Source organism: Rahnella sp. PAMC25559, from assembly GCF_050632365.1.
GTDB classification, from domain to species: Bacteria; Pseudomonadota; Gammaproteobacteria; order Enterobacterales; family Enterobacteriaceae; genus Rahnella; species Rahnella rivi.
In genome coordinates this window covers 3,232,475-3,256,766 of sequence record NZ_CP192543.1, presented here as the reverse complement: position 1 = coordinate 3,256,766, position 24,292 = coordinate 3,232,475, and the positions used below count along the sequence as shown (strand labels likewise).

General features: G+C 55.4%; 23 protein-coding genes. 9 read left to right on the top strand and 14 right to left on the bottom strand.

Features of this window, described 5'->3' with window-relative positions:
- Positions 1–52: 52 nt before the first annotated feature.
- Entirely contained in the window at positions 53–1,237 is a 1,185-nt protein-coding gene (uxuA, locus tag ACQZQY_RS16240) for a mannonate dehydratase (protein ID WP_431296013.1), read from the bottom strand.
- 197 nt (positions 1,238–1,434) lie between these two features.
- On the opposite strand from uxuA, the gene ACQZQY_RS16235 reads away from it, so the two are divergent.
- The gene (locus ACQZQY_RS16235) at positions 1,435–2,133 is read left to right on the top strand and encodes a FadR/GntR family transcriptional regulator (protein ID WP_056771936.1); all 699 of its coding nucleotides are present in this window, start codon (positions 1,435–1,437) and stop codon (positions 2,131–2,133) included.
- A 131-nt stretch (positions 2,134–2,264) separates the two neighbouring features.
- On the opposite strand, the gene ACQZQY_RS16230 is transcribed toward ACQZQY_RS16235, so the two are convergent.
- Positions 2,265–2,558 (bottom strand): DUF1161 domain-containing protein, encoded by a 294-nt coding sequence (locus tag ACQZQY_RS16230; RefSeq protein WP_056770466.1) that lies wholly within the window; start codon positions 2,556–2,558, stop codon positions 2,265–2,267.
- Between the two features lie 46 nt (positions 2,559–2,604).
- Entirely contained in the window at positions 2,605–2,973 is a 369-nt protein-coding gene (locus ACQZQY_RS16225; RefSeq protein ID WP_056770469.1) for a DUF1283 family protein, read from the bottom strand.
- A gap of 134 nt (positions 2,974–3,107) precedes the next feature.
- On the opposite strand from ACQZQY_RS16225, the gene ACQZQY_RS16220 reads away from it, so the two are divergent.
- Entirely contained in the window at positions 3,108–3,434 is a 327-nt protein-coding gene (locus ACQZQY_RS16220) for a YnfA family protein (protein WP_183848176.1), read from the top strand.
- Here ACQZQY_RS16220 and ACQZQY_RS16215 read toward each other — a convergent pair.
- Complete coding sequence (locus tag ACQZQY_RS16215; RefSeq protein ID WP_056770472.1) at positions 3,431–4,336, bottom strand: LysR family transcriptional regulator; 906 nt, start codon at positions 4,334–4,336, stop codon at positions 3,431–3,433. The two genes, ACQZQY_RS16220 and ACQZQY_RS16215, sit on opposite strands and share 4 nt — an antisense overlap.
- A 310-nt stretch (positions 4,337–4,646) precedes the next feature.
- Between ACQZQY_RS16215 and ACQZQY_RS16210 the strand changes: the two genes are divergently transcribed.
- A complete protein-coding gene (locus ACQZQY_RS16210; RefSeq protein ID WP_431296012.1) occupies positions 4,647–5,942 on the top strand; it encodes an NCS2 family permease in 1,296 nt (431 codons plus the stop codon).
- A gap of 78 nt (positions 5,943–6,020) precedes the next feature.
- Here the strand turns inward: ACQZQY_RS16210 and ACQZQY_RS16205 are convergent, their stop codons facing one another.
- From ACQZQY_RS16205 to ACQZQY_RS16185, 5 genes are all read right to left on the bottom strand, one after another.
- Positions 6,021–6,398 carry a MarR family transcriptional regulator gene (locus ACQZQY_RS16205; RefSeq protein ID WP_056770475.1) on the bottom strand — a complete coding sequence of 126 codons (378 nt, stop codon included), beginning with the start codon at positions 6,396–6,398 and terminating at the stop codon, positions 6,021–6,023.
- Positions 6,395–6,907, bottom strand: a complete 513-nt coding sequence (locus ACQZQY_RS16200) for a hypothetical protein (RefSeq protein ID WP_431296011.1) — start codon at positions 6,905–6,907, stop codon at positions 6,395–6,397. The genes ACQZQY_RS16205 and ACQZQY_RS16200 overlap by 4 nt, the downstream gene beginning before the upstream one ends.
- Before the next feature lie 18 nt (positions 6,908–6,925).
- Positions 6,926–7,675 (bottom strand): bifunctional NADP-dependent 3-hydroxy acid dehydrogenase/3-hydroxypropionate dehydrogenase YdfG, encoded by a 750-nt coding sequence (gene ydfG, locus ACQZQY_RS16195; RefSeq protein ID WP_056770477.1) that lies wholly within the window; start codon positions 7,673–7,675, stop codon positions 6,926–6,928.
- Between the two features lie 123 nt (positions 7,676–7,798).
- Entirely contained in the window at positions 7,799–8,854 is a 1,056-nt protein-coding gene (locus ACQZQY_RS16190) for an aldo/keto reductase (RefSeq protein WP_431296010.1), read from the bottom strand.
- Positions 8,855–8,901: 47 nt separating this feature from the next.
- Positions 8,902–10,347, bottom strand: coding sequence for an MFS transporter (locus ACQZQY_RS16185; RefSeq protein WP_431296009.1), 1,446 nt, complete (start codon positions 10,345–10,347; stop codon positions 8,902–8,904).
- A 362-nt stretch (positions 10,348–10,709) separates the two neighbouring features.
- Between ACQZQY_RS16185 and ACQZQY_RS16180 the strand changes: the two genes are divergently transcribed.
- Positions 10,710–11,729, top strand: a complete 1,020-nt coding sequence (locus tag ACQZQY_RS16180) for a DUF3829 domain-containing protein (RefSeq protein ID WP_431296008.1) — start codon at positions 10,710–10,712, stop codon at positions 11,727–11,729.
- 57 nt (positions 11,730–11,786) lie between these two features.
- On the opposite strand, the gene ACQZQY_RS16175 is transcribed toward ACQZQY_RS16180, so the two are convergent.
- The 5 genes from ACQZQY_RS16175 to ACQZQY_RS16155 form a co-directional block, all read right to left on the bottom strand.
- Positions 11,787–12,875 carry an ABC transporter ATP-binding protein gene (locus ACQZQY_RS16175; RefSeq protein WP_431296007.1) on the bottom strand — a complete coding sequence of 363 codons (1,089 nt, stop codon included), beginning with the start codon at positions 12,873–12,875 and terminating at the stop codon, positions 11,787–11,789.
- Complete coding sequence (locus ACQZQY_RS16170) at positions 12,876–13,829, bottom strand: carbohydrate kinase family protein (protein ID WP_431296006.1); 954 nt, start codon at positions 13,827–13,829, stop codon at positions 12,876–12,878.
- A 26-nt stretch (positions 13,830–13,855) separates the two neighbouring features.
- The gene (locus ACQZQY_RS16165) at positions 13,856–14,695 is read right to left on the bottom strand and encodes a carbohydrate ABC transporter permease (protein WP_122095266.1); all 840 of its coding nucleotides are present in this window, start codon (positions 14,693–14,695) and stop codon (positions 13,856–13,858) included.
- Positions 14,692–15,594: a carbohydrate ABC transporter permease gene (locus ACQZQY_RS16160; RefSeq protein ID WP_421671529.1), complete on the bottom strand. Its 903-nt coding sequence runs from the start codon at positions 15,592–15,594 to the stop codon at positions 14,692–14,694. The genes ACQZQY_RS16165 and ACQZQY_RS16160 overlap by 4 nt, the downstream gene beginning before the upstream one ends.
- A 61-nt stretch (positions 15,595–15,655) precedes the next feature.
- Positions 15,656–16,906: an extracellular solute-binding protein gene (locus tag ACQZQY_RS16155; RefSeq protein WP_122095267.1), complete on the bottom strand. Its 1,251-nt coding sequence runs from the start codon at positions 16,904–16,906 to the stop codon at positions 15,656–15,658.
- A 306-nt stretch (positions 16,907–17,212) separates the two neighbouring features.
- On the opposite strand from ACQZQY_RS16155, the gene ACQZQY_RS16150 reads away from it, so the two are divergent.
- From ACQZQY_RS16150 to xdhB, 5 genes are all read left to right on the top strand, one after another.
- Positions 17,213–18,385: an ROK family transcriptional regulator gene (locus ACQZQY_RS16150; protein ID WP_431297200.1), complete on the top strand. Its 1,173-nt coding sequence runs from the start codon at positions 17,213–17,215 to the stop codon at positions 18,383–18,385.
- Between the two features lie 120 nt (positions 18,386–18,505).
- A complete protein-coding gene (gene guaD / locus ACQZQY_RS16145) occupies positions 18,506–19,858 on the top strand; it encodes a guanine deaminase (RefSeq protein WP_431296005.1) in 1,353 nt (450 codons plus the stop codon).
- Complete coding sequence (locus ACQZQY_RS16140) at positions 19,855–20,493, top strand: TetR family transcriptional regulator C-terminal domain-containing protein (protein ID WP_056770510.1); 639 nt, start codon at positions 19,855–19,857, stop codon at positions 20,491–20,493. Before guaD ends, ACQZQY_RS16140 begins: the two co-directional genes overlap by 4 nt.
- Positions 20,490–21,893 carry a xanthine dehydrogenase small subunit gene (xdhA, locus tag ACQZQY_RS16135; protein ID WP_431296004.1) on the top strand — a complete coding sequence of 468 codons (1,404 nt, stop codon included), beginning with the start codon at positions 20,490–20,492 and terminating at the stop codon, positions 21,891–21,893. Before ACQZQY_RS16140 ends, xdhA begins: the two co-directional genes overlap by 4 nt.
- Positions 21,886–24,285, top strand: coding sequence for a xanthine dehydrogenase molybdopterin binding subunit (gene xdhB / locus ACQZQY_RS16130; protein ID WP_431296003.1), 2,400 nt, complete (start codon positions 21,886–21,888; stop codon positions 24,283–24,285). Before xdhA ends, xdhB begins: the two co-directional genes overlap by 8 nt.
- Positions 24,286–24,292 lie beyond the last annotated feature (7 nt).

The window sequence follows — 24,292 nt, the reverse complement described above, 5'->3', positions numbered from 1 at the left end:
TGGCGCAGTTAAGACGATGTTGGCAGCTAACGCGTGCGCAGCCTGAGATGGCTTACTCTGTGAAGAAACTGACTTTCAGTGCCCGTTCAACCCCTCTGAGTTCCGCCAGCCCGCGTAAACGGCCAATAGCGGAATAGCCCGGATTGGTCTTCTTGTTCAAATCATCCAGCATCTGATGGCCGTGATCCGGGCGCATCGGAATAGCGCGCTGATTTCCGGCGCGGCGGCGGGTTTGCTCTTCGGTCAGAATGGCTTTGATCACCGCGACCATATCAACGTCACCGTCCAGATGGTCGGCCTCATGGAAACTTCCCGGTACCTCTTCACGCTGCGTCGCGCGCAGATGAATGAAGTGAACGCGATCGGCGAAAGTGGTCATCATCTTCACTAAATCATTGTCCTCACGCACGCCGTAAGAACCGGTGCAGAAACAGAAACCGTTATGGATGCTGTCTGCCGTGTCTTTCAGCCACTGCATATCTGCAATGGTGGAGACAATGCGCGGAAGGCCGAGAATAGGGCGCGGAGGATCGTCCGGATGAACCGCCAGACTCAATCCGCATTCCTCTGCCACCGGCACGATGCTGCGCAGGAAATGCGCCATGTTTTCGCGCAGTTTGGCTTTGTCGATCCCGTCGTAAGTCGCCAGACGCGCGCGGAACTGTTCCAGCGTGTAGCCTTCTTCCGCACCCGGCAGACCGGCAATAATGTTGGCGACCAGGGTGTCTTTTTCTGCCTGGGTCATCGCCGCGAAATAATCAGCAGCCTGTTTTTGCTCTTCAGCGCTGTAAGAGGATGTCGCCCCTTCACGTTGCAGCAGGTGTAATTCGAAGGCGGCAAAAGCGATGTGATCGAAACGCAATGCGCGGGAACCGTCCGGCAGGAGATAACCGAGATCGGTACGCGTCCAGTCCAGAACCGGCATGAAGTTGTAGCAGACGGTGTCGATGCCACAGGCCGCGAGGTTACGGATTGACTGCTGGTAGTTGGCAATGTGCTGCTCAACGTTGCCGCTGCGGGTTTTGATCTCTTCATGCACCGGAATACTTTCTACCACCGACCACACCAGACCTTTTGCTTCTACCTCGGCCTGACGTTTTTTTATCTCCTCAACCGGCCACACTTCGCCGTTCGGAATATGGTGCAGGGCGGTGACCACGCCGGTTGCGCCAGCCTGACGCACATCATCAAGCGATACCGGGTCTTTCGGGCCGTACCAACGCCATGTCTGTTCCATCTGATTTCCTTAATTATTTTACTGATGCTTGCCAATGTAGTTGACGCATGGCCGGTGATAAGTTCAATCTTAGTGCACGGCATGGTCCGGTGGTCTGCTGGTCAGGCCATCAGACCAACATATGATTCAGCATCAAACCGATGATTAATGTGATCGGGATAACAAATCTGGGATTCAGCACCAGCACGGAGAAAACAATGGAATTACCTACACTGAAAGTCGAACGGCTGTATCGCCAGATTTCTAATGTCCTGATTAACTGTATTAAGACCGGGCAATTTTCGCCGGGGGCGATGATCCCTTCGGAGCGCGATCTCTCCAAACAACTGGGCGTCAGCCGCTCCTCTATTCGTGAAGCGCTGATTGCACTGGAGATCACCGGCTGGGTGGAAATTCGTACCGGCAACGGGGTGTACGTCAGCAATCCCCTGCCGGACGGCTCGCCGGTGGTTCACGCCGCGCCCGCAGAAGAGGAGTTCAGCCTGCAATCTTTAGTGAAAGCGCGTCAGATTTATGAAGCTATGACCGCAGAACTGGCGGCCATCAACGGCACTGACGACCAGCGCGCGAAACTCAAAGAGATTGCCCGCGAGCTTAACGAGCTGAACGCCAATAATGACGCCTTCCTCGAAGCCGACCGCCGTTTCCATCTGATGATCAGCGAAATGACCGGCAACGAAGTGCTGCACGATATGATGGGATACCTGTGGGATAAGCGTCAGTCGCGCCGGTTTATGCGGCTTGAAAGCCACTATACCGAGGTGGATTTTGCGCGTGAGATGAACGCGGATCATCAGGGGATTTTGGATTCGATTCTGGCGCGTGACGGCGCGGGTGCCAAAGCGCGGATGAGCAGGCATCTTCAGCACGTATACGATCAGCTGTTTGCCGGGTGAGTGGTCGCGTGTGAGAAATTAAGGGGAGAAAAGGAATCAGGGGAGCAGAAGCTCCCCTGATATTTCGGTGTCAGGGGATGACGCGGTTAGCGCCCATCAGCCCGACATCGTCTGGCCGGTGCTGCCGAAGACTACTGAGAGTCCTGGCTGGTGCCGGTTTTAGGGCTTGAGGCTGTCTCATCGCCCGCGTCCGCGGTTTTGGTGTAGATGATCTTCTGGCTGTCGTTTCCGCAATGCCCGACCACCTGTCCGCCGGCCTGATCGGCCTGATCGTTAGGTACGATGTCCAGTTTGAAGCCGGACTCCGGCAAACCGTTAGCAACGATTTTCGACGTAATATCTGCCTTCACGCTTTCACAGGAAGCTTGTGCGACGAGGGGGGCCAGCATGACCACCGCAAGACCGGCTAAAAGTGTCTTTTTCATCATTCATTCCTTTTATGAAAATCAACGTATCAATGAGTTTAGCAGATTACGGCGCCATTAACTGACGACCGGTCCGGCGATCGAGGCAGCGCTCGGTGTTCGGTTCCCAGTAGGCATTGATATTCTGGCTGGCTTCGCACTTGTCGCGCAGATCAACCGAGTTGTCGTACTTGGAGAAATCTTTCTCGTTGCGCTGGTTTTTCATCGCGCGCAGACGCTGAGTTTCATTCCACTGCTCTTTGCTCTGACGTGCTTCTTCGTTGGTCATGGCATCATTGCCGGTACCGCCAAAGACACAGGTTCCGCCCGCGCAGTTGGTGGCTGCCAGTGCAGGGGCCTGCCAGCCCGCTGTCATGACCAGCAAGGCAACCGGCAATACGCTGCGGGTCAGTCGGGACATAAACGTTGTATTCATTAGCTCATCCTTTTATTTTTACACATCGCTCAGGCGAATATATCAATTATAACATCCCGCTCAATGACGTCATCCTCTGACAGTGAACTCATTGATTTGTGATTGAACTACGGACTGTAAACCTGACAAATATGATGCTCAAAACTTCTTTACTGTTCTTTGCGACGGCGCTGGCGGAAATTATCGGCTGTTTTTTGCCTTATCTCTGGTTACGCAAAGGCGGCAGCGCATGGCTTTTATTTCCTGCGGCGCTCAGCCTGGCGGCTTTTGTCTGGCTGCTCACTCTGCACCCGGCGGCCAGCGGCAGGGTGTATGCGGCCTACGGCGGCGTGTACGTGATGACGGCGATGCTGTGGCTGCGCGTCGTGGATGGCGTGAAACTCAGCACCACCGACTGGCTGGGGGCCTGCGTGGCGCTGGCGGGAATGCTGATTATTATTTCCGGCTGGAAAGCCGCTTAATGCGTTAACTGCTCCATCATGACGATGACTTTCTGAATCACCATTTGCGCCGCGCGGGAAAGTTGCCTGCGCGGGGCGACGCACAAAGCCAGCGTCAGCGGTTTCGCGGTACGGCCCTGCAACGGCACAAACGCCAGCCGCTGTTCCTGCAAATCGGGCAGGACATCTAACAAACTCAGCACGCCGACCCCTGCACCTTTGCGGATAAGTTCGCGCATCATGCGCACGTCATTACAGACGATCGACGGCGTTTCCAGCAGCTGATAACGGTTGTACAGCAGTTTGGCGCGGGCATTGACCATCAATGGCTCGGACGGAATGATCTGCCGGTAAGCGGCGATATCGCTGAACGACAGCGACGTCTGATGAGACAGTTCATGCCCGACCGGCATGGCGATGCCGATCGGCAGTTCCGCAAACGCCCGTACTTCCAGCCCGGTATGTTCCACCGGATCAAGCAACAAACCGAAATCCACCTCTGCGGAACTCACCTGTTCGCTGATATTGCGGCTGTCTTCAATGCGGATATCAAAGGTCAGATAAGGGTGTTCCTTGCCGACGTCGGCAATCAGTTCTGCGACCATGCCTTCGCTCAGCGCAGCAATCATCGAAATCGTGACGTGACCGCGCCGTAATCCCTGGATTTCATCAAACCTTTCACGCGTGCGGGAAAATTCTTTTCGCCAGCGGCGAATGTCATCGAACAAGATTTCACCCGCCGACGTCAGTTTCAGCCCGGTCGGAAGCCGTTCAAACAGCGGGGTTTCCAGCGTCTGTTCCGCCTGTAAAATTTGCCGGTTGATGGCTGAAGCCGAGACGTGCAGCACTTCCGCCGCTTTGCGCAAACTTCCTGTTCGGGCGACCTCGGTAAAATATTGCGAAAAACGGGAGAATGGCGACATGGGTGTACTAATTTATGCAGTGAATAAGTGAGATATCTATTATGGACTGCATCACTCATTTTTCCTAGATTGTGCGATGCCCCTTTATAAAACAATGTCCTCAGGTTGTTTTATGTGCAAAGTGGCAATGACAGGGTTCGTCAAAACACGTTTTCAGCTCGTGTTCCGCTATCAGTATCAGGCAGTGGGGCGAATTGTGGCATCCTCACTGCGGGCGCGCGGGCGTGTTTTGAATAACAACACTAATAACAAGCGTGCGCTATTTGATCGCCAGATCAAAAGTGATCATGCGACCAAGAGATTCCTTCTCATGTTAGAAAAACTATTTAAGTTAAAAGCTCACCGCACTAACGTGCGAACTGAGATTGTGGCAGGACTGACTACGTTTTTAGCAATGGCCTATATTCTGTTTGTTAACCCGTCTATTTTGGGCGCGACGGGGATGGATAAAGGTTCGGTATTCGTGGCAACCTGTCTTGCTGCCGCAATCGGTTCCGCACTGATGGGCTTTATCGCCAACTACCCGATCGCGCTGGCGCCGGGCATGGGGTTAAACGCCTTTTTCACCTACACCGTGGTTCTGCATATGGGTTACACGTGGCAGATTGCGCTGGGTGCCGTTTTCCTTTCCGCCTGTATTTTCTTCGCGTTATCTATTTTTAAAATCCGCGAGTGGATTATCCGCAGTATTCCGCTGCCGCTGCGTTCGGCCATCGCTGCAGGTATTGGTTTATTCCTGGCGCTGATTGCGCTGGAAAATGCCGGTATCGTGGTCGCGAACCCGGCCACACTGGTGGGGTTAGGTGATCTGACGAAACCGGGCCCGCTGTTCGCGATGCTGGGCTTTATCCTGATCGTGGTGCTGGAAGCGCGAAAAGTCACCGGAGCGGTGCTGATCGGCGTGCTGGCGGTTACCGTGCTGGCGATCGCACTGGGCTATTCAGCTTTCGGCGGGATTATGTCGATGCCGCCGTCTATCGCGCCGACCTTTATGCAACTGGACATCAAAGGCGCATTCAACGTTTCGCTGATTAGCGTGATCTTCGCCTTCCTGTTTGTGGATGTGTTTGATAACTCCGGCACCCTGATTGGCGTGACCAAACGTGCCGGTCTGGCAGACGAAGACGGCAACATCCCGAAAATGGGCCGTGCGCTGGTGGCTGACAGCGCCGCTGCGCTGTTCGGTTCGCTGCTCGGGACATCAACCACCACCAGTTATATCGAATCGGCGGCGGGCGTCAGCGCCGGTGGCCGTACCGGTCTGACTGCGATTGTGGTTGCCATCCTGTTCCTGCTGAGCCTGTTCTTCGCACCACTGGCAGGCAGCGTTCCGGCCTTCGCCACAGCGCCTGCGCTGCTGTTTATCGCGGTGCTGATGACCTCCGGTCTGGCTGAAATCGACTGGAAAGACATCACGGTCGCCGCACCGGTCACCGTGACCGCGCTGACCATGCCGTTCACTTATTCCATCGCCAACGGTATCGCGTTTGGTTTCATCACCTGGACGCTGTGTAAACTGCTGAGCGGCCGCTGGCGTGAGCTGAATTCTGCGCTGATCGTGCTGTCGATTCTGTTCGTGATCAAACTGGGCTGGCTGAGCGCGTAACCGTTACGTCAGACATCAGTAAGAAGAGGGCGCGGGCAGGTTTGCCGCGCCTTTTTTTGTGAGTGGCATACCCGTCAGTCAGGCTGCCGTTCTGGCGGCGGAGGGGAAATTCTCGACGCGGATATCAAATTCCGTAAACAGCGCGACCGGGCGTTTCCTGGCACCGAAAGCCACCATCTTCACAAACCCACGATTTTCGAGAGTTTTCAGCGTTTTGGACAAGTTGCTTTTATGTCGTCCTGAAAGTGTCGCCAGTTCTGTCAGGGTTTGCGGATTGCGCTCATACATCAGGCTGAGCAATGCAATATTGTCCGGGCTGAGGATCTGCGCCAGTGCGGCCAGTGAGTTGTACCAAATTTTCGGTTCATCCGCCGCTGGCTTATAGTCGCCCTTAAGGATTGCCAGCATACGCTGACGAACCATCTCTTCCGGCATTACGCCAATAAGTGCTTTCATTCGGACCTCTTAACATCCTTGATTATTGAGTCTGTTGCCTGCCAAAAATCGTCAAGCAGTTGGCAGGGTGATGTAAACATGTAAGGCGTTCCTTTTTGTCTGATTCCCTTATGCAGATGATCGTAGGTCACGGACCTGCCGTGATAAACGCCACGTTTGCCTGAGATCACTGCATGACTGTTATCCATTCCATAGACCCGCTGATCGTGATTATCATGCAGAGTCAGGTTATAGCGAATGCCGTGGGGAACCGTCACCGTTTTCGGTACGCGCCGGGCTTCAATTTTCCACCAGTAACCTGACGTGGTGTAGTTAATCCAGCCATTAAGTTCCAGTAAGTATTCGAGTCCGTTCTCAAAATTGGCTTCCATAATAGAACCTGTATGTTGTGAGGTGATCATAACTCTTTGTGCGAAATACAACCAGCACAATTCAGGTGCAAAATGCCGTTTTTCATCAAAATAAACCAATAAAAAAAGCAGCCTGGGCTGCTTTTCATTATTTTTCATCAGGTTCAGGAAGCAAGATCACTCTTCACGATGGACCTGCAATCCGGCGAGAGACTGGCTGACTGGCATCATTTCGATGCTGTTGATGTTGACGTGCGCAGGGAGCGTGGACACCCAGAAAACGGATTCGGCAACGTCAGTGGCGGTCAGCGGGTTGGTGTTGTCGTAGGTTTTGCTGGCTTTCTCATCGTCACCCTTAAAGCGGATGTTTGAGAATTCAGTACCGCCGCACAGGCCCGGTTCGATGTTGGTGACGCGAACGTGAGTGCCGTGCAGATCGGTGCGCAGGTTCAGGCTGAACTGACGCACAAAAGCTTTGGTCGCGCCGTAGACGTTACCCCCGGCATACGGCCAGTTACCGGCGGTGGAACCGATGTTGATCACATGCCCGGTATTGCGCTCAACCATGCCCGGCAAGACGGCGCGGGTCATGTACACCAGCCCTTTGGTGTTGGTGTCGATCATTTTGTCCCAGTCTTCCAGCGACGCTTTATCCGCTTTTTCCAGACCAAGCGCCAGACCGGCGTTATTGACCAGCACGTCGATGTTGCGCCAGTCAGCAGGCAGGCTGTCGATGGCATCCTGAATGGATGCGCGGTTAGTGACATCCAGCTCAACAGCGTACAGCGCGTCTCCCAGTTCGGCTTTCAGGTCGTCCAGACGCTCTTTGCGGCGGCCAGATGCAATCACTTTATGACCTTCTTTGACAAACCTGCGTGCGATTTCTGCACCAAATCCGGCAGTGGCGCCGGTAACAAAAATAATCATCCCGGTAATCCTCAATATTTAAGCAAGGTGCTCAGTGCACTCAAAAAGACCTTCACAGTATTAACACAAAAATAACACGACCGGCACTCTCTGCCGACCGTGTTACGTTTCATTTTATTGCCGTTACTTTTTCAGATAGGGCGCAATCAGCGATAAATCCGCTGCGGACAAACGATCCGGTGCCGTCTGCGCCTGGTGCCAATAAGGATACAACAAAGGCAACTGACTGACCTGATTAAGTCGTTCAATTTCTTCATTATTGAGAGTTAAACCGGCGGCGAGCAGGTTGTCCTGCAACTGAGCTTCGTTACGCGCTCCGACAATCACCGAGGTCACCTGCGGGCGGGCAATCAGCCAGGCCAGCGCAATCTGCGCCGCGGAAACGCCACGGGCTTCGGCGATACTGACCAGCACATCAACCACATCGTACAGCGCGCTTTCATCACGCACCGGCGGCTCGCCCCAGTCTGCCAGATGGCGCGTGCCTTCCGGCGCGGCCTGATTGCGGCGATATTTACCGGAGAGCAGGCCGCCAGCCAGCGGGCTCCAGACCAGCGTACCCAGCCCCTGATCTTGCGCGGCGGGCAGCAACTCGTATTCGGCTTCGCGGGCCTGCAGGGTGTAATGGATTTGCTGGCTGACCGGGCGGATATAATGATGGGCATCGGCCACGCCCAGCGTTTTCATCACATGCCAGGCGGAGAAGTTAGAGATACCGACGTACCGCACTTTGCCGCTGCGGACCAGATCGTCGAGCGCGCGCAGGGTTTCTTCCAGCGGCGTCAGGCCGTCCCATTCATGCAACTGATACAAATCCAGATAATCCGTATTCAGACGCTTCAGGCTGGCTTCGCAGGCGCGCAGAATGTGATGACGTGAAGAACCGCGATCGTTCGGACCTTCACCCATCGGGAAGCGGGCTTTACTGGCGACCAGCACGTCATGGCGTTTGTCGCCGAGCGCCTTACCGAGGATCACTTCTGATTCACCGCCTGAATAAACATCGGCGGTATCGAACAGATTGATGCCGGCATCCAGACATAATCCTATCTGGCGCTGAGCGGCCTCAACGTCGGTTTGCCCGGTTTTTGCGAATTTGCCCTGACCACCAAATGTCATGGTGCCGAGGCTTAAAACTGAAACTTTCAGGCCAGAGCGGCCTAACAGACGGTATTCCATGGTTTAACTCCATTTTTCGGATACGTAATTTCAGTCTGGCTGCGCCATTATTTTTCCGGTACAGCCGGTGGGGTTACAGATTCTTTTTTGCGTCGTATTTCATCGCCTGCCGTTTTGTCGAGCGTCAGGCTGTCGAGCGTACCGGCCAGTGAAAACAGGCCGATGATGATAAAAGCGATGTGTAACGTGCCGGTCTGCAACGTGTCGCTGGCGGGCAGAAAATGTCCGGCGATGCGCAGGGAAAGCGCGCCGATGGCGATACCCAGCCCGGTAGAAAGCTGCTGCGCGGTGTTAAACAGCGTATTCGCGCCCCCCATTTGTTCAGAAGGCACCTGCGAAAAGGCCAGCGTATTGAGGGCAGTGAACTGCATCGAGCGGCTCATGCCGCTGGCGAATAACAGCAGCAGCGTCAGCGCCGTCGGCACGTTTGGCGTTAACAGCGCACAGGCAAAAATGGTCGCAGAATTGATCAGGCCGTTAACCAGCATAATCGACTTAAAGCGGAAGCGGTGCAAAATCGCTGAGGTAAAAGGCTTCATCGCCAGATTTCCGGCAAAAACCGCGAGCACCAGCAAACCGGCATTAAAAGCACTCATGCCATAACCGAGCTGGAACATCAGCGGCAGCAGAAACGGCAGGGCGCCGATGGCGATACGAAACAGCGAACCGCCATAAATAGTGACCGCGTAACTTTTGATTTTCATCGCCGTCAGCGGCAGCAACGGGTGCGCCGCCCGGCGGGAATGCCAGATGGCCAGCGCTCCGGCCAACAGCGCGCCACCGATCATCGCAAAAGGTTTCCAGTCGATACGCCCTTCATTGAATTTATCCAGCCCGAAAATCAGCCCGAGGCAGGCAATCCCGGTCAGCACAAATCCGGTCACATCGAAGGGCACGCCTTTTTCGCCGGGAATAAGAGGGATCAGTTTCCGGCTAAACCACAGAGCAATAAACCCGAGCGGCACGTTGAGGATAAAGATCCAGTGCCATGAGGCATAGGTGGTGATAAATCCGCCGAGCGGCGGTCCGAGAATGGGGGCGACCAGCCCCGGCCAGGTGATGGTGGCGATGGCGCGGATCAAATCCGATTTCCGGGTGTTTTTCAGCACCACCAACCGCCCGACCGGCACCATCAGCGCACCGGCAAAGCCCTGCAACATTCGGGCAGCGGTAAACGTCGGCAGGCTGGTGCTGGCGGAACATAACGCCGAGGCGAGAGTGAACAACACCAGCGCCAGCGAGAAGACGTTGCGGGTGCCGAAACGGTTGGCAATCCAGCCGCTGGCGGGAATAAATACCGTGAGCGTCAGAATGTACGCCGACACACCGATATTCATATCCACCGGATGCACCCCGAAATCTTTCGCCATCTGCGGCAGCGCGGTCACGATCACCGTGGCATCGAGGTTTTCCATAAAGAACGCGCCCGCCACCAGTAATGGCAAAGCAGAACCGGGCGGCAGCGAGAATTTTTTGTTTGAGAAGAAGCTCATAGAAGATAAGCGCGCTAATGAAACAGGCAATGTCTGAGCATAGCGCATCGGGGTGTGGCGTCAACGGTAGAGAACATGAAAGGTTATCTGTTAATCATTCCTTTAACGCTAACGCGTTTTTTTCCCTCTGTTATGTCGCGCAGGGTTAATACGCGAGGCGTAAATACGTGCCGGCAATACTATTTCGCACATTTAAATAGTCATCATTGTTCAGGTGGAACATAATGCCCGGCCTGTTTATTAATAATGGCAATGATTCATCAGTGTGTTGAATTTTTTTGATATTCATATTTTATATGTCCTATCGATAGTTATTTGTTCATTCGATATTTTTACCTCACAGGAATGAAGTTAATCTCATTATGAATAATAAATTTATATACGCAGTGCTCTTTTCATCAATTCTGGTTGCGTTATCAGGTTGTGATGATAAAAAGGCTGAGGCTAAGCCTGCTTATGTGGCTGCCAAAGCGGCTGATACAGCTGAAAAATCCTCCACTGCGGCTGCCCCGAAAGCCTCTGCGGCAGAGGTTGCCGCAAAATTGCAGATCTACATTAAATGCTACAGCCTGCTGGATGCAGGAATTAATCATTCCTTTAACCAATATTCAAGCTGGGTAAAAGATGTTGATCAGGGGCCAGCAGGGAATGAAACTGAAGTGTCGGGAATGAGTCCTGTTAATAGCAAATTATTAGAGTTTTGTAATAATAAAATGCCACTGGCAGCTGAACGGCAACCGGGTATTCCAGGACTGGATCGTGCGGCGCTTAATTTCATAAAGTCAGCAAACAGTTTGAGTGAGGTGATGAATTCTCTGAGTCAATATTATCAGCAAGAAGATTATAAGAAATATGCCTTCCTGAAAGGAAAAACTTCACACGCTGAATTTATGAATAAACTAAAATCATATAATTCAGACTCTGTGACGTTCAGAAGTGCAATTGATACCGCTAACGATGCACAACAACTCGCCCGTTTGCAGGAAATCGAACAATCGGAGGGTAAAAATGCCCGCTATCATGCTTTGTCCGTCGTGATAAATGCTAAAAAGCTGAATGCGATACTGGTGCAGGATAAATTTTCAGCCGAATCTGCCACGCGTATTGTGAGCGAAATACAGGCCTCTCTTGACGTGATGAAGCAGCCTTCCGCCAACACCGGGGAAAAACCGCAGGACTACAGCAAGCTGATTAAAAATATTGAAGAATATGTGCTGGCCGCGCAACAGCGAATTAATCATGTGCGGGATAACCAGCCATTCACCGAAGCGGAAAAGGCACAGCTCACTGACCAGAAATCATCAGCGATGGTTGAAGGAACCTTTAATCATGCGATGAAAGCCAATAATGAAATGGTCGCGAGTTTTAACCTTCTGCAATAATTAAATTTTACCGTTATCGCACGAATAAAGACCCCGTTTTGTCGGGGTCTTGACCTTTTATTCCTCCGCCAGTCGTTCTCCCGTTTTCACATCAAACAAATGAATCGCTTCGCTGTTGGCCTCGAGATACAACGGCTGGTCGGCGCTGACGCGGGCGCGTCCGGCAAACTGCACGTGCAGCGGAAATCCACTCCAGTCGATGTGCAGCAGGCTGCTTTCGCCGGTGACTTCCAGCAAGCGCAATGTGGCGGCAGGCTGCGTGCTTACCGGAACAGGTTTTAAGTCGTGCGGACGCAGCCCCAGGGTGACCGGTTTTCCTTCGGCGTGCCGCGCCTGCAATGCCCATTTCTCCGGCAGGGCGAACCACAGTTGATCGCAGGACACGCCCGGCTGTCCGTCAATATTGCGGAAGACGCCGCTGAGCAGGTTCATGGGCGGCGAGCCGATAAACCGCGCCACAAAGGTGTTAACCGGTTTGTCGTAAATCGACAGCGGGTCACCCTGTTGCACGATAAATCCGTCTTTCATCACCACGATATTATCGGCCAGCGTCATGGCCTCGACCTGATCATGCGTAACGTACACGGTGGTGGTGCGAAACTGCTGATGCAGCGATTTGATCTCAGCCCGCAGTTCCATACGCAGCTGGGCGTCAAGGTTAGACAGGGGTTCATCGAACAGGAACACTTTCGGATTTCGCACCAGCGCCCGGCCCATGGCGACACGCTGGCGCTGGCCGCCGGACAAATCTTTCGGCAGACGTTTGAGCAGGTGATCAATCCCCAGAACTTTAGCGGCCTGTTGCACTTTGGCCTGCTGCTCGGCTTTCGGCACTTTTTTAACCTGCATGTGGAACGCCATATTTTCGGCCACCGTCAGGTGCGGATACAGCGCGTAACTCTGGAATACCATGGCGATATCCCGGTCGGCCGGGTCGAAATTATTGATTTGCTGTTTATCGAGCAGAATGTCGCCGTCAGACAGCGATTCCAGCCCGGCCAGCAGCCGCAGCAGGGTGGATTTTCCGCAACCTGACGGGCCAACCAGCACGGTGAAACTGCCGTCAGGGATGGTCAGATCCAGCGGTTTCAACACCTGCACTTTGCCATAATGTTTGGCGACTTTTACCAGTTCTACCAGAGCCATTTAGATTTTCTCCACAAGGCCAAAAAGCGATTGCCAGTCAGGATAACGGCGCGGGGAACTGCCAATCGCACAACCGGCGACGCGGACACCCCATTGCAGCGCCGTGGCAGGCGGCAGGCTATAAATCAGCGCGGATAAAAATCCGGCGTTAAAACTGTCTCCGGCACCGATGGTATCCACTACATCGACCGGTTCCGCGTGCTGATGCAGCGTCAGGTTTTTCGACCACAGCCGCGCGCCTTCCGGGCCGCATTTCGCCACGCAAAAGGCGTTTTCCGCCATCTGCGCAAGCAGCGTCAGCGCGGCGACATCCAGCGTGGCTGCATCCGCCAGCCCGAGGGTTTCCACTTCATTAAGCAGCAGCGCGTCGCAATACGGCAGCCATGTTGATGCCTGGTCACGCAGCGCATCGCTCCAGTCTTCCGGCGGCCAGCCGCTGTCCACCGCCACCTGATAACCGCGCTGCTTAAGCACGGCCAGCAGTTGCGGATAGTCAGCATAAAGCGCCGTACACAGCCAGGTGCCGCACAGCAATACCCAGTCACCGGCCTGCGCCGTTTCAGGGATTTGCGCCAGCACGTCCTGCATGGAAAGGCGCACGATGTGCCCCTGATTGCTGAAAAAGGTTCTTTCGTGATCAGGGTGCGTAACGCCAAACGTCAGCGAGGTTTCGCAGTCGCAGGTCGGCCAGCCTGGGGCGCTCTCAGGAAACATGCCCGCCAGCCAGCCGCTGAACTGGTCGTTGCCCTGATTGGCCACCAGCCGGAAAGGGGATCCGAGGGCGGAGAGCGCCAGCGCGCAGTTTCCGGCAGAACCGCCGGGGCGCAATGAACTGCTTTCGAGCATCGCTTCGGTGCCTTTTTTCGGCCATGCGTGCAGCGTGCTCATGATCAAATCCACGTTGATGTTGCCCGCCACATACAGCGTGGCGCGGGTCTGCGGTCTGGTTGTCATTGATGAGAATTCCCTGGTGTTCATAATCAGCCTTTGCTGCCGCCGGCGGTTAACCCGCTGACCATGGTTTTTTGCAGCCAAAGCGCAATAAAGAGCGGCGGAATGGCCGCGAGAATGCCGACGGCGGCGATCAGCCCGTCATCGGTGGCGCGCCCGGCGGTGAACCCGGCAATGGTGACCGGCAGCGTCTGGGCGTCGATATTGTTGGTAAACAGCAGGGCGTAGAAAAATTCGTCCCAGGCCAGCAGCCAGCCAAACATGGCCGAGGCGCCGAGCGCCGGTTTTGCCAGCGGCAGGGTGATGCGCAGCAAAACCTGCCAGTAGCGCAGTCCGTCGAGGCGGGAAGCCTGTTCGATATCCACCGGCAGCGCGTCGAACTGGTTTTTCAGCATCCAGGTCAGGAACGGCAGGATCATCGAGCAATACACCAGAATCAGCCCGAGGTGGGTATTGAGCAGCGTCAGCTGTTGCAGGATGAAGTACAGCGGCAGAACGAACGCCACCGGCGGCACCATGTAAATTGCCAGGCTGCCGAACAGCCAGCCGTCACGGCCCGGATAGCGAGAGAAGCTGTAAGCGGCCGGGATCGCCAGCAGCAGCGAAACCAGTGTGGCTCCGCAGGCCACCAGCAAACTGTTACCGAGCGCATGCAGGAACAGCGCGCCCGGCGTGCCGGCCTGTAAGGTCAGCAGGCTGGCATAACGGCTGAAATCCCAGTGACGCGGCAGCCATTCCAGTGGAATGCGGGTCAGATCTTCCGCCGAGCTGACGCTCATCAGGAACATCCACAGCAGGGGGGCAAGAATCGAGACGGCCAGCACCAGTGCGGCGAAATAGCGTAAAACGAGCCGGATTTTCTGTTTCATTCTGTGCTCCCTGAACGGCGCTGGCGCAGCAACATCACCATGTAAATCGTGATCAGCAGGGCGCAGATTAAGGTCATCAGTATCGCGTAGGCGGCACCGCTGCCAGCGCGCAGATAACTGAACGATTCCTGATAGACAAAGAAGCTGACGGTTTTGGTGCTGTCGAGCGGGCCGCCGCGGGTCATGACATAAATGATGTCGAAGACTTTAAAGGCATCAATGGTGCGCAGGATCAGCGCCACGGCCAGCGGTGCGGCAATTGCCGGTAAGGTGATTTTGCGAAAACGGCAGAAAGCCGATGCGCCATCAAGCCGTGCGGCTTCGAACAAATCTTCCGGAATGGTCTGTAATGCCGCCAGCACCAGCAGGGTGATCAGCGGGTAGTTTTTCCAGATATCCGCAAACATCACCGCATTGATCGCCGAAGAGGGATCGCCCAGCCAGCTGCGGTAGGTATCAATCAGCCCGAGCTGGGAAAGCAGGGCGTTGATGCTGCCGTAATCCGGATTGAAATTCAGCCGCCACAGGGTGGCGTTGACGATGGTCGGCAGTGCCCAGGGCAAAATCACCAGCACGCGCAGGGCGCTGCGTCCCCAAAATGGCTGGTTCAGTAACAGTGCCACCAGTACGCCGATGATGCCTTCAATCACCACCGACACCACGGTGAAATACAGCGTGCGCCAGAGTGCGGCGCGAAAATCAGGGTCGGTCAGCGCATACAAAAAGTTCTCGCTGCCCACCCAGTTGGGCGCAGAGCCGTCGCCAATCAGACCGGCATCGGTAAAACTCAGCCACAACGTACGGACAAGCGGCCAGGCGGTGAGTAAGAACATCATCAAAAGCATGGGCGCGAGCAGCAACCAGGCCTGACGTTTCTCACGTTGCGGTAATGTCAGCATTCAGTTTTCCCGTCCCGCCATAGTCAGGCTATGGCGGGTATTTTTGGTGTTGGTCGCGAAATTAACGTAAACGATCAGCGGCTTGGGTTGCGGCTTCCATACCGTCCTGTGCCGGGGTTTTCCCCTGCAATACCGCCTGAATATTTTGCTGCAAGATATTGGATAAACGGGAGTAATCCGCCGTGACCGGGCGCGAGAGCATTACATTCAGCGAGGTTTTCGCCGCCGCAATCAGTTGCTCCTGATCTTTTTGCACTGCCGGATCGTCATAAGAGGATTTCCAGATTGGCAGGCTCAGTTTGGCGTACTTGTTCTGCACCGGCTGCGAGGTCATGTAGCTGATGAATTCCCACGCCTGATCCGGATGCGCACTGGCTTTGGCAATGCCCAGCCCCATCGAGCCGTTAACGCCGGACGCGCCGCCTGCGGTTTCACCCGGTGCCGGGATCACACCGACGTCACCCGCCACTTTGCTCTGTTTCGGATCGTTGGCCATGTTGTACATGTAGGTCCAGTTCAGCGCGAAAGCCGCATCGCCGTTGGAGAAGGATTTACGCACGTCCTCTTCCAGATACTCGCGGGAGTTCGGGTTGGTCAGCCCTTTATCCAGCGTCTCTTTCATGTAACTGATGGCTTTCATGGCGCCGGAATTAGTGAAGTTCAGCTTGCCGTCTTTGTAGAAATCCCCCTTGAACGCGGAAACCAGGGTGGTGTAATCGCACAGCAATGCTTCGGACTGTGACCAGCTCCAGACCAGCGGATATTTGACGATGCCTTTTTCTTTCAGGATCGCAGACTGTTTCTCAACGTCAGCCCAGGTGGCGGGCGGCGTGGTGATCCCGGCCTTTGCCAGCATGGCTTTGTTGTAATACAGATATTTGGTGTCGAGGATCCACGGCATGCCCCAGCGTTTGTCTTTATAGGTCACGGTGGAAATGGCACCGTCAAAAATCTTGTTGCTTTCCTCTGCCGGAATACGCGCCGTGACGTCCTGCAACAGGCCGTATTTGTTAAATTCGGCGGGCCAGATCGCATCGAACAACACCACGTCATAACCTTTGTCACCGGCACCGCGCGCGGCGACGATTTTGTCGTGCAGCGCTTCATACGGCACGAATTCCAGATTCACTTTGATATCCGGATGCTGCTTAGTGAAATCAGCGGCCATGGCGCGGATATCCGCTTCGCTGTACGCCGCCTGTGTCATAAACAGGGCGCTGAGGGTGGTTTGGGCCAGCGCATTGACAGAATATCCAAGAGTCAGGGCAGAGAGGGCGCACAGGGTGGCCGCAGGGGTAAATCGTAGGCTCATCGTCATTCTCCGAAACAGGGTTAAGTTTATTAAATCAATTTGATTGCTTTAATCGGCTAAAAAAAATGGGAAGGCATAACTCTGCCAGTCCCTGCGTCCCTGCCGGATTGTGCTACCGGGTTTTAAGGCGAATATCAAAACAGCGTAAAGTGAATAGTGACTGACGATTATTATTAACATGGCAATAACATTCAAAGCTGTGATGCCACCGTCATATTCATACTCTGTTATTTATAAAATCAATTTGATTGCTGTAATCACTCGCCACATACTGCCCGCAAGGTCTTCACCGCGGAGAGGGATGTGATAACAACTTCTGGCACCAATCTTGAGCACGCCCGTGCACACAATCGTCGGGTGGTGATCGAAGCCATTCGCCTTAACGGTGAACTGACCCGTGCCGAAATTGCCCGGCTGACGTCGCTCACGCCGCAAACCGTCTCCAACATTGCCACCGAACTCGAGCAGGCGGGCATTTTGTCCTCCCACCTGCCGCGGCGTGCGGGAGGCCGTGGTCAACCAGCAACGCCACTGACACTCAATCCTGACAGCGCCTATTCCATCGGCATCCATCTTGATCATCAGTCGCTGCTGATTGTGCTGGTGGATCTGACCGGAACCGTTCGCTTTCGCAAACTGCTCCATGTGCAGAAACCGCAGCCAGAGCCCACGCTGGCTCTTATCGATCAGGTTCTGCAAGAAATGCGCCAACAGGTGAAAATTGACTGGCGAAAAATTCTGGGCGTCGGCGTGGTGATGCCGGGGCCGTTTGGCGTGGAAGGGATTTCCTCGCAGGGGCCGACCACGCTGCACGGCTGGGATAACGTTGATATTGAAGCCCGTTTAAGCGCCGCGACCGGCTGGCCGGTGACGCTGGAAAACGATGCGACGGTGGCGGCTATTGGTGAACGTTTTCACGGCGTCGCTAAGCAATTAACCTCATTTGTGTATCTGTATATCGGCACCGGCCTGGGCGCAGGCATCTTTACTGACGGGCGAATTTATACCGGCCATGCACACAATGCGGGCGAAGTCGGCCACATTGTGGTGCAACCGGGCGGGCGCGAATGCTATTGCGGCAACAAAGGCTGCCTCGAACGTTACCTTTCTTTGCAGGCCGCGTACGAAGCCTGCGGCCTGGATCCGGCCTCGGCGATGCCGGAAGATCTGCTGAGCGTGGATGAACAACGCTTTGATCAGTGGCTGGATACGGCGGTGGAACCGGCGTTGCAGGCCATCAATATTATGGAATGTGTGTTCGATGCGCAGTGCGTGATCATCGGCGGCACCATGCCGAAACCGCTGGTGGAGAAGCTGATTAAGCGCCTGACGCCGCTGTATAACTCGGTGCGCAGCCGCTATGCGCAGAGTGCGCGCATTCGCCTCGGCATGTCCGGCAGCGACACCCCTGCGCTCGGTGCGGCGGCGCTGCCGATCTTCGACGAATTTAACCCGCAATATGAAGTGCTGCTGAAGTAGCGTTGCTGTCCGAAGCAAAAAACATCCGGACGGTCTGACCGGTTGGTCAGATTTGGCATAAGCTTTGCAAATGTTCTGTTATCAAACGTGAATATGAATGTTGCAGAGAAGGACTATGCCATGAGTCAGATCATCACCCGCGCGGTACGCGGCAATTTCTTTGATATCCGCGAACCGGTGTTAACGCCGGAAGATGTTGAAGCGCAGGTGCGTTATATCGAAGACGGCCTGATGTTGCTCAGCGGCGGGCATATTGTCTGGCTGGGCAACTGGCAGGAAGGCGAGGGCAGGCTGGCGCAGGCGCAAAAAACCGCCGGTCTGGACATCGATGATTACCGCGACAAGCTGATCGTGCCGGGCTTTGTCGATACGCATATTCACTATCCGCAAACCGAAATGATCGGCGCCTACGGCGAGCAACTGCTCGAGTGGCTGACCCGCTACACCTTCCCAACCGAACAGCAATATCACTGCGCCGACTATTCAAAGCGCATGTCGAAATTCTTCCTCGATCAGCTGTTACTCAACGGTACCACCACGGCGCTGGTGTTCGGCACCGTACATCCGCAATCCGTCGATGCGCTGTTTAAAGAAGCGGCAGATATCAATATGCGGCTGGTGGCGGGCAAAGTGATGATGGACAAAAACGCCCCCGACGCCCTGCTGGAAACGCCGGAACAAAGTGAACGCGACACGCGTGCGCTGATTGCGCGCTGGCACAACCGTCAGCGCCTGAGTTATGCGCTGACGCCGCGTTTTGCCCCGACATCCTCGCCGGAACTGTTGCAGAAGGTGCGGCTGCTCAGGCAGGAGTTCCCCGACGTTTACATGCATACCCATCTGAGCGAAAACGTCGCCGAGCTGTCGTGGGTGAAAGAAATGCACCCCGAACATCAGCATTATCTCGACGTTTATCATCAGTACGGCCTGACTGGCGAACGCTGCGTGTTTGCTCACTGTCTGCATCTGGATGACAGCGAATGGGATTGCCTGCACGACACCGATTCGACCATCGCGTTTTGCCCGACCTCCAACCTGTTTCTCGGCAGCGGCCTGTTCAATTTGCAGAAATCCTGGCAGAAGCAGGTGCGCGTCGGCATGGGCACCGACGTCGGTGCCGGTACCACGTTCAACATGCTGGAAACCTTGTCGGAAGCCTATAAAGTCGGGCAGCTTCAGCGCTACCGGCTGTCCGCTTTCGAAGCCTTCTATCACGCCACGTTGGGCGGCGCGCGGGCGCTGCATCTCGACGACAAAATTGGCAATTTTAACGCCGGTAAAGAGGCGGATTTCGTGGTGCTCGAACCGGGCGTCAGTGCGCTGCAAAAACTGCGCGCCGGCAACAGCAAAACGCTGGCCGAAAAGCTGTTTGTGCTGATGACGCTGGGCGATGACCGCAATGTTTACAGCACCTATGTGGATGGCGAACAGGTCTATGCGCGAGATGCTTTGCAGGGGGAGCGTTCAGCATGATGAACAATGACACCGGCGGCAAAGTCCGCATTGCACGTGAACGCACCCTGGAGAATATCCACGCGGCGGCGATTGCGGAATTCAGTGAAAAAGGCTTTCAGGGCGCGACCACCCAGGCCATCGCGCAGCGCGCGGGGATCAAAAAAGCCCAGCTGCACTATTACATCGCGGGGAAAGAGGAGCTTTACGAAGAACTCTTGCAGAAAGTGCTGAAAGTCTGGGGCGACATCATTCAGTTCGACCCGTCTGTCAGCGAGCCGGAAGACGTGCTCAGCCGCTATATCCGCAACAAACTCAACTTCTCGTTCGATCAGCCGGAACTCTCACGCATCTTCACCAGTGAGGTGCTCGGCGGCGGTCACTATTTACAGAAATACTGGCCACAGGCGACGCAGAACATTGCAGGCAAAGAGAACCTGATCCAGCAGTGGATTGTGCAGGGCAAAATCCGCGCGCTGGATGCCCGTCTGTTCATCATGCACATCTGGGCGGTGACGCAGTATTACGCTGATTTCGCGGTGCAGGTGAAACACATGTACGGCAATTTCGAGGGCGATGAGCAGGCGCGCGAACACATTATCGATGAAGTCACGACACTGATTTTAAACGGCTGTAAAAAAGGAGGTGCCGTATGATCCAATTTCTGATGAACGGCAGGATCCACACGGAAAATCTGCCCGCCGATACCACCGTTTTACAGTACCTGCGCCGTGACGCCGGACGTTGCGGCACGAAAGAAGGTTGCGCCTCCGGTGACTGCGGTGCCTGCACCGTGGTGCTGGCGGAAAAACAGGGTGACCAGTTGCAGTACCGCACCGTCAACGCCTGCCTGACGTTCATGCCCGCCGTGCATGGCAAACAGCTGATCACCGTGGAAGATTTAAAGCATCGCGGCAAACTGCATCACGTTCAGCAGGCGATGGTGGACAATCACGCCTCGCAATGCGGGTTTTGCACGCCGGGTTTTGTGATGTCGCTGTTTGCGATGGAGAAAAATAAGCCCGCTTACACGGTGGAAGGCGTGCAGGAAACGCTTTCCGGCAACCTGTGCCGCTGCACCGGTTACCGGCCGATCATGGATGCCGCGAAGGCCATTTGTGACGCCCCCGAGCCGGATCAGTTTGATGCTGATGCCCTGCAAACGCTGGCAAAACTCGCCGCGATGTCCGCCACTGAACAGCCGGTAAGCCTTGACCAACTGGCGCAACGCTACCTTGCTGAGCCGGACTCCCGTCTGGTGGCGGGCGGCACCGATCTGGCGCTGGAAGTGACACAACGCTATCAGCGCCTGCCGAAGCTGATTTCACTGAGCCATATCCCCGAACTCAAAATCATTACGCTGACCGGTCAGGCTATTCATATTGGCGCAGCGGCACCGCTGAGCGAATGTATGCCGGTTTTACACCATGAATTCCCCGAATTTGGCGAGCTGCTTGAGCGTTTTGCCTCACAGCAAATCCGCAATCAGGGCACCTTTGGCGGCAATATCGCTAACGCCTCGCCCATCGGTGACGGCGGGCCGGTGCTGCTGGCGCTGGGCGCATCTTTATTGCTGCGGCGTGGCGCTGAACAGCGCGAATTGCCGCTCGATCAGTTCTTCCTCGGCTATCGCAAAACGGCGTTGCAGCCCGGTGAATTTATCGAACAAATCCGCATCCCGCGCAATACCTCGGCGGCGTGTCAGTTGCGGGTTTATAAAGTGTCGAAAAGGCTTGAGGATGACATTTCCGCCGTCTGTGCTGCTTTGCATATCGAAGTGCAAAACGGCGTGGTGATCCATGCCCGCGTGGCGTTCGGCGGGATGGCGGAAGTGGCGAAACGGGCCACCTGCTGCGAAGCGCAGTTGCTCGGCCAGCCGTGGCAGACCGCCACCGTCGAGCGTGCCTGTCAGGCGCTGACGCAGGATTTCACCCCGATCAGTGATTTCCGCGCCAGCCGCGAATACCGCATGCAGGTGGCGAAAAATCTGCTGCGCCGCTGCCATATCGAAATGACTTCTCCTGAAACACTGATGCGGGTAACTCACTATGTCTGAAACCAAACCTTCACTGTCTCAGGCGGAGATGGAAGCGCAGTTTCGCGCCGGGTTACAGAGCGGCGTCGGCAAAAGCCAGAAACATGAAAGTGCGGATAAACACGTCAGCGGCGAAGCGGTGTATGTCGATGACCGGCTGGAGTTCCCCGGTCAGCTGCAACTGGTGCCGCTGCTCAGCCCGCATGCGCACGCGGATATTCTGCATATCGATACTGAACCTTGTTACACCGTGCCGGGCGTGGTGCGGGTGATGACCGCAGAAGATGTGCCCGGCAACCCGGATATCGCGCCACTCACCGTTGGCGATCCGCTGATGGCGCAGGGCACCGTGCAGTATGTCGGTCAGATTGTGCTGGTGGTGGCCGCTACATCGATGGAAGCCGCCCGTGCCGCCGTGGCGCTGGCGAAAGTGGAGTATCAGCTGCGTGACGCCGTTCTGACCGTGAAACAGGCGCTGGCGCTGGAACATTACGTGGAAGAGCCGCATCAGCATAAACGCGGTGACGCGGAAATGGCGCTGGCCTGTGCGCCGCACCGTTTGCAGGGTGAACTGGAAATTGGCGGGCAGGAGCATTTTTATCTTGAGACGCAGATTGCCTCCGTGATGCCCGGCGAAGACGGCGCGATGCTGGTGTACAGCTCGACACAGCATCCGACCGAAGTACAGAAACTGGTGGCCTCGGTGCTGGATTTGCCGATGCACAAAGTGGTGGTCGATATGCGCCGCATGGGCGGCGGTTTCGGCGGCAAAGAGACGCAGGCAGCGGGGACGGCGTGTCTGGCGGCACTGGCCGCGCATCTGACCGGACGTCCGGCGAAAATGCGTCTGGCGCGTCAGGACGACATGCTGATCACCGGTAAACGGCATCCGTTCCACGTCAGTTATGACGTCGGGTTTACCGATGACGGCGTGATTCACGGTATCGACATCAAACTGGCCGCCAACTGCGGTTATTCGCTGGATCTCTCCGGTTCTATCGTAGACCGCGCCATGTTCCATTCTGATAACGCCTATTACCTCGGCGATGCGCTGATCACCGGTTACCGCTGTAAAACCAATATGGCGTCGAATACCGCGTATCGCGGATTTGGCGGCCCGCAGGGCATCGTGGCGATTGAACATATCGTTGATCACATTGCACGCGAGCTGGGGATGGATCCACTGACCGTGCGCAAAAATAACTATTACGGTCACGACAGCCGCAACGTGACGCATTACCACCAGCCGGTCGGGCAAAATCTGCTGCAGGAGATGACGCAACAGCTGGAAGAGAGCGCGGAATACACGGTAAGGCGTGACGTTGTCACGCAATTTAACCGCAGTAACCGCTATCTGAAAAAGGGGCTGGCGCTGACGCCGGTAAAATTTGGTATTTCGTTCACCGCCAGTTTTCTTAACCAGGCGGGCGCGCTGGTGCTGGTGTATACCGACGGCAGCATTCAGCTCAACCACGGTGGCACCGAAATGGGACAAGGGCTGAACACCAAAGTCGCGCAGGTGGTGGCTGAAGTGTTTCAGGTGGATATCAGCCGGATTCAGATCACCGCCACCGATACCGGTAAAGTGCCGAATACCTCGCCGACGGCGGCGTCCTCCGGCGCAGATCTAAACGGTAAAGCTGCGCAAAACGCCGCGGAGATCATCAAAGGTCGCATGACTGAAATGCTGATGCGCGTTCATGATGCGCAGGAAACGGACATTATCTTCAGTAACGGTCAGGTGCGGGTGAAAGATCTGTATTTCAGTTTTGAGCAGGTCGCCACTCAGTGCTGGCTGAACCAGGTGCCGCTCTCCAGCACTGGCTACTACAAAACGCCGAAGATTTTCTACGACCGCAGCAAAGCGGCCGGGCACCCGTTCTATTATTTCTCCTATGGCGCGGCCTGCGCGGAAGTGCTGGTCGATACCCTGACCGGGGAATACAAATTGCTGCGTGCGGACATCCTGCACGACGTCGGTGATTCGCTGAATCCGGCCATTGATATCGGTCAGGTAGAAGGCGGATTCGTGCAAGGCATGGGCTGGCTGACCACCGAGGAGCTGGTGTGGAACGACCAGGGGCGGTTAATGACCAGTGGCCCGGCAGCCTACAAAATTCCGGCCATTGGCGACATTCCGCAGGATCTGCGCGTAAAACTGGTGGAGAACCGCAAGAACCCGGAAGACACGGTTTTCCATTCCAAAGCCGTGGGCGAACCGCCGTTTATGCTCGGGATTTCAGTCTGGTGTGCGATCAAAGATGCCGTCGCCAGCCTGGCGGATTACCGCGTACATCCGCATCTGGATGCGCCTGCCACGCCGGAAAGAGTGCTGAATGCGGTCAATCAGTTGATGTTTCATGGTGACGTTGTCACTTATCCTGAGCCGGCCACCGCCCGCGTCACCGGTTAACGGAGGT

Coding starts and splice junctions, on each gene's coding strand:
- uxuA (WP_431296013.1), bottom strand. CDS start 1,237: ATGGAACAGACATGGCGTTGGTACGGCCCGAAAGACCCGGTATCGCTT.
- ACQZQY_RS16235 (WP_056771936.1), top strand. CDS start 1,435: ATGGAATTACCTACACTGAAAGTCGAACGGCTGTATCGCCAGATTTCT.
- ACQZQY_RS16230 (WP_056770466.1), bottom strand. CDS start 2,558: ATGAAAAAGACACTTTTAGCCGGTCTTGCGGTGGTCATGCTGGCCCCC.
- ACQZQY_RS16225 (WP_056770469.1), bottom strand. CDS start 2,973: ATGAATACAACGTTTATGTCCCGACTGACCCGCAGCGTATTGCCGGTT.
- ACQZQY_RS16220 (WP_183848176.1), top strand. CDS start 3,108: ATGCTCAAAACTTCTTTACTGTTCTTTGCGACGGCGCTGGCGGAAATT.
- ACQZQY_RS16215 (WP_056770472.1), bottom strand. CDS start 4,336: ATGTCGCCATTCTCCCGTTTTTCGCAATATTTTACCGAGGTCGCCCGA.
- ACQZQY_RS16210 (WP_431296012.1), top strand. CDS start 4,647: ATGTTAGAAAAACTATTTAAGTTAAAAGCTCACCGCACTAACGTGCGA.
- ACQZQY_RS16205 (WP_056770475.1), bottom strand. CDS start 6,398: ATGAAAGCACTTATTGGCGTAATGCCGGAAGAGATGGTTCGTCAGCGT.
- ACQZQY_RS16200 (WP_431296011.1), bottom strand. CDS start 6,907: ATGAAAAATAATGAAAAGCAGCCCAGGCTGCTTTTTTTATTGGTTTAT.
- ydfG (WP_056770477.1), bottom strand. CDS start 7,675: ATGATTATTTTTGTTACCGGCGCCACTGCCGGATTTGGTGCAGAAATC.
- ACQZQY_RS16190 (WP_431296010.1), bottom strand. CDS start 8,854: ATGGAATACCGTCTGTTAGGCCGCTCTGGCCTGAAAGTTTCAGTTTTA.
- ACQZQY_RS16185 (WP_431296009.1), bottom strand. CDS start 10,347: ATGAGCTTCTTCTCAAACAAAAAATTCTCGCTGCCGCCCGGTTCTGCT.
- ACQZQY_RS16180 (WP_431296008.1), top strand. CDS start 10,710: ATGAATAATAAATTTATATACGCAGTGCTCTTTTCATCAATTCTGGTT.
- ACQZQY_RS16175 (WP_431296007.1), bottom strand. CDS start 12,875: ATGGCTCTGGTAGAACTGGTAAAAGTCGCCAAACATTATGGCAAAGTG.
- ACQZQY_RS16170 (WP_431296006.1), bottom strand. CDS start 13,829: ATGACAACCAGACCGCAGACCCGCGCCACGCTGTATGTGGCGGGCAAC.
- ACQZQY_RS16165 (WP_122095266.1), bottom strand. CDS start 14,695: ATGAAACAGAAAATCCGGCTCGTTTTACGCTATTTCGCCGCACTGGTG.
- ACQZQY_RS16160 (WP_421671529.1), bottom strand. CDS start 15,594: ATGCTGACATTACCGCAACGTGAGAAACGTCAGGCCTGGTTGCTGCTC.
- ACQZQY_RS16155 (WP_122095267.1), bottom strand. CDS start 16,906: ATGAGCCTACGATTTACCCCTGCGGCCACCCTGTGCGCCCTCTCTGCC.
- guaD (WP_431296005.1), top strand. CDS start 18,506: ATGAGTCAGATCATCACCCGCGCGGTACGCGGCAATTTCTTTGATATC.
- ACQZQY_RS16140 (WP_056770510.1), top strand. CDS start 19,855: ATGATGAACAATGACACCGGCGGCAAAGTCCGCATTGCACGTGAACGC.
- xdhA (WP_431296004.1), top strand. CDS start 20,490: ATGATCCAATTTCTGATGAACGGCAGGATCCACACGGAAAATCTGCCC.
- xdhB (WP_431296003.1), top strand. CDS start 21,886: ATGTCTGAAACCAAACCTTCACTGTCTCAGGCGGAGATGGAAGCGCAG.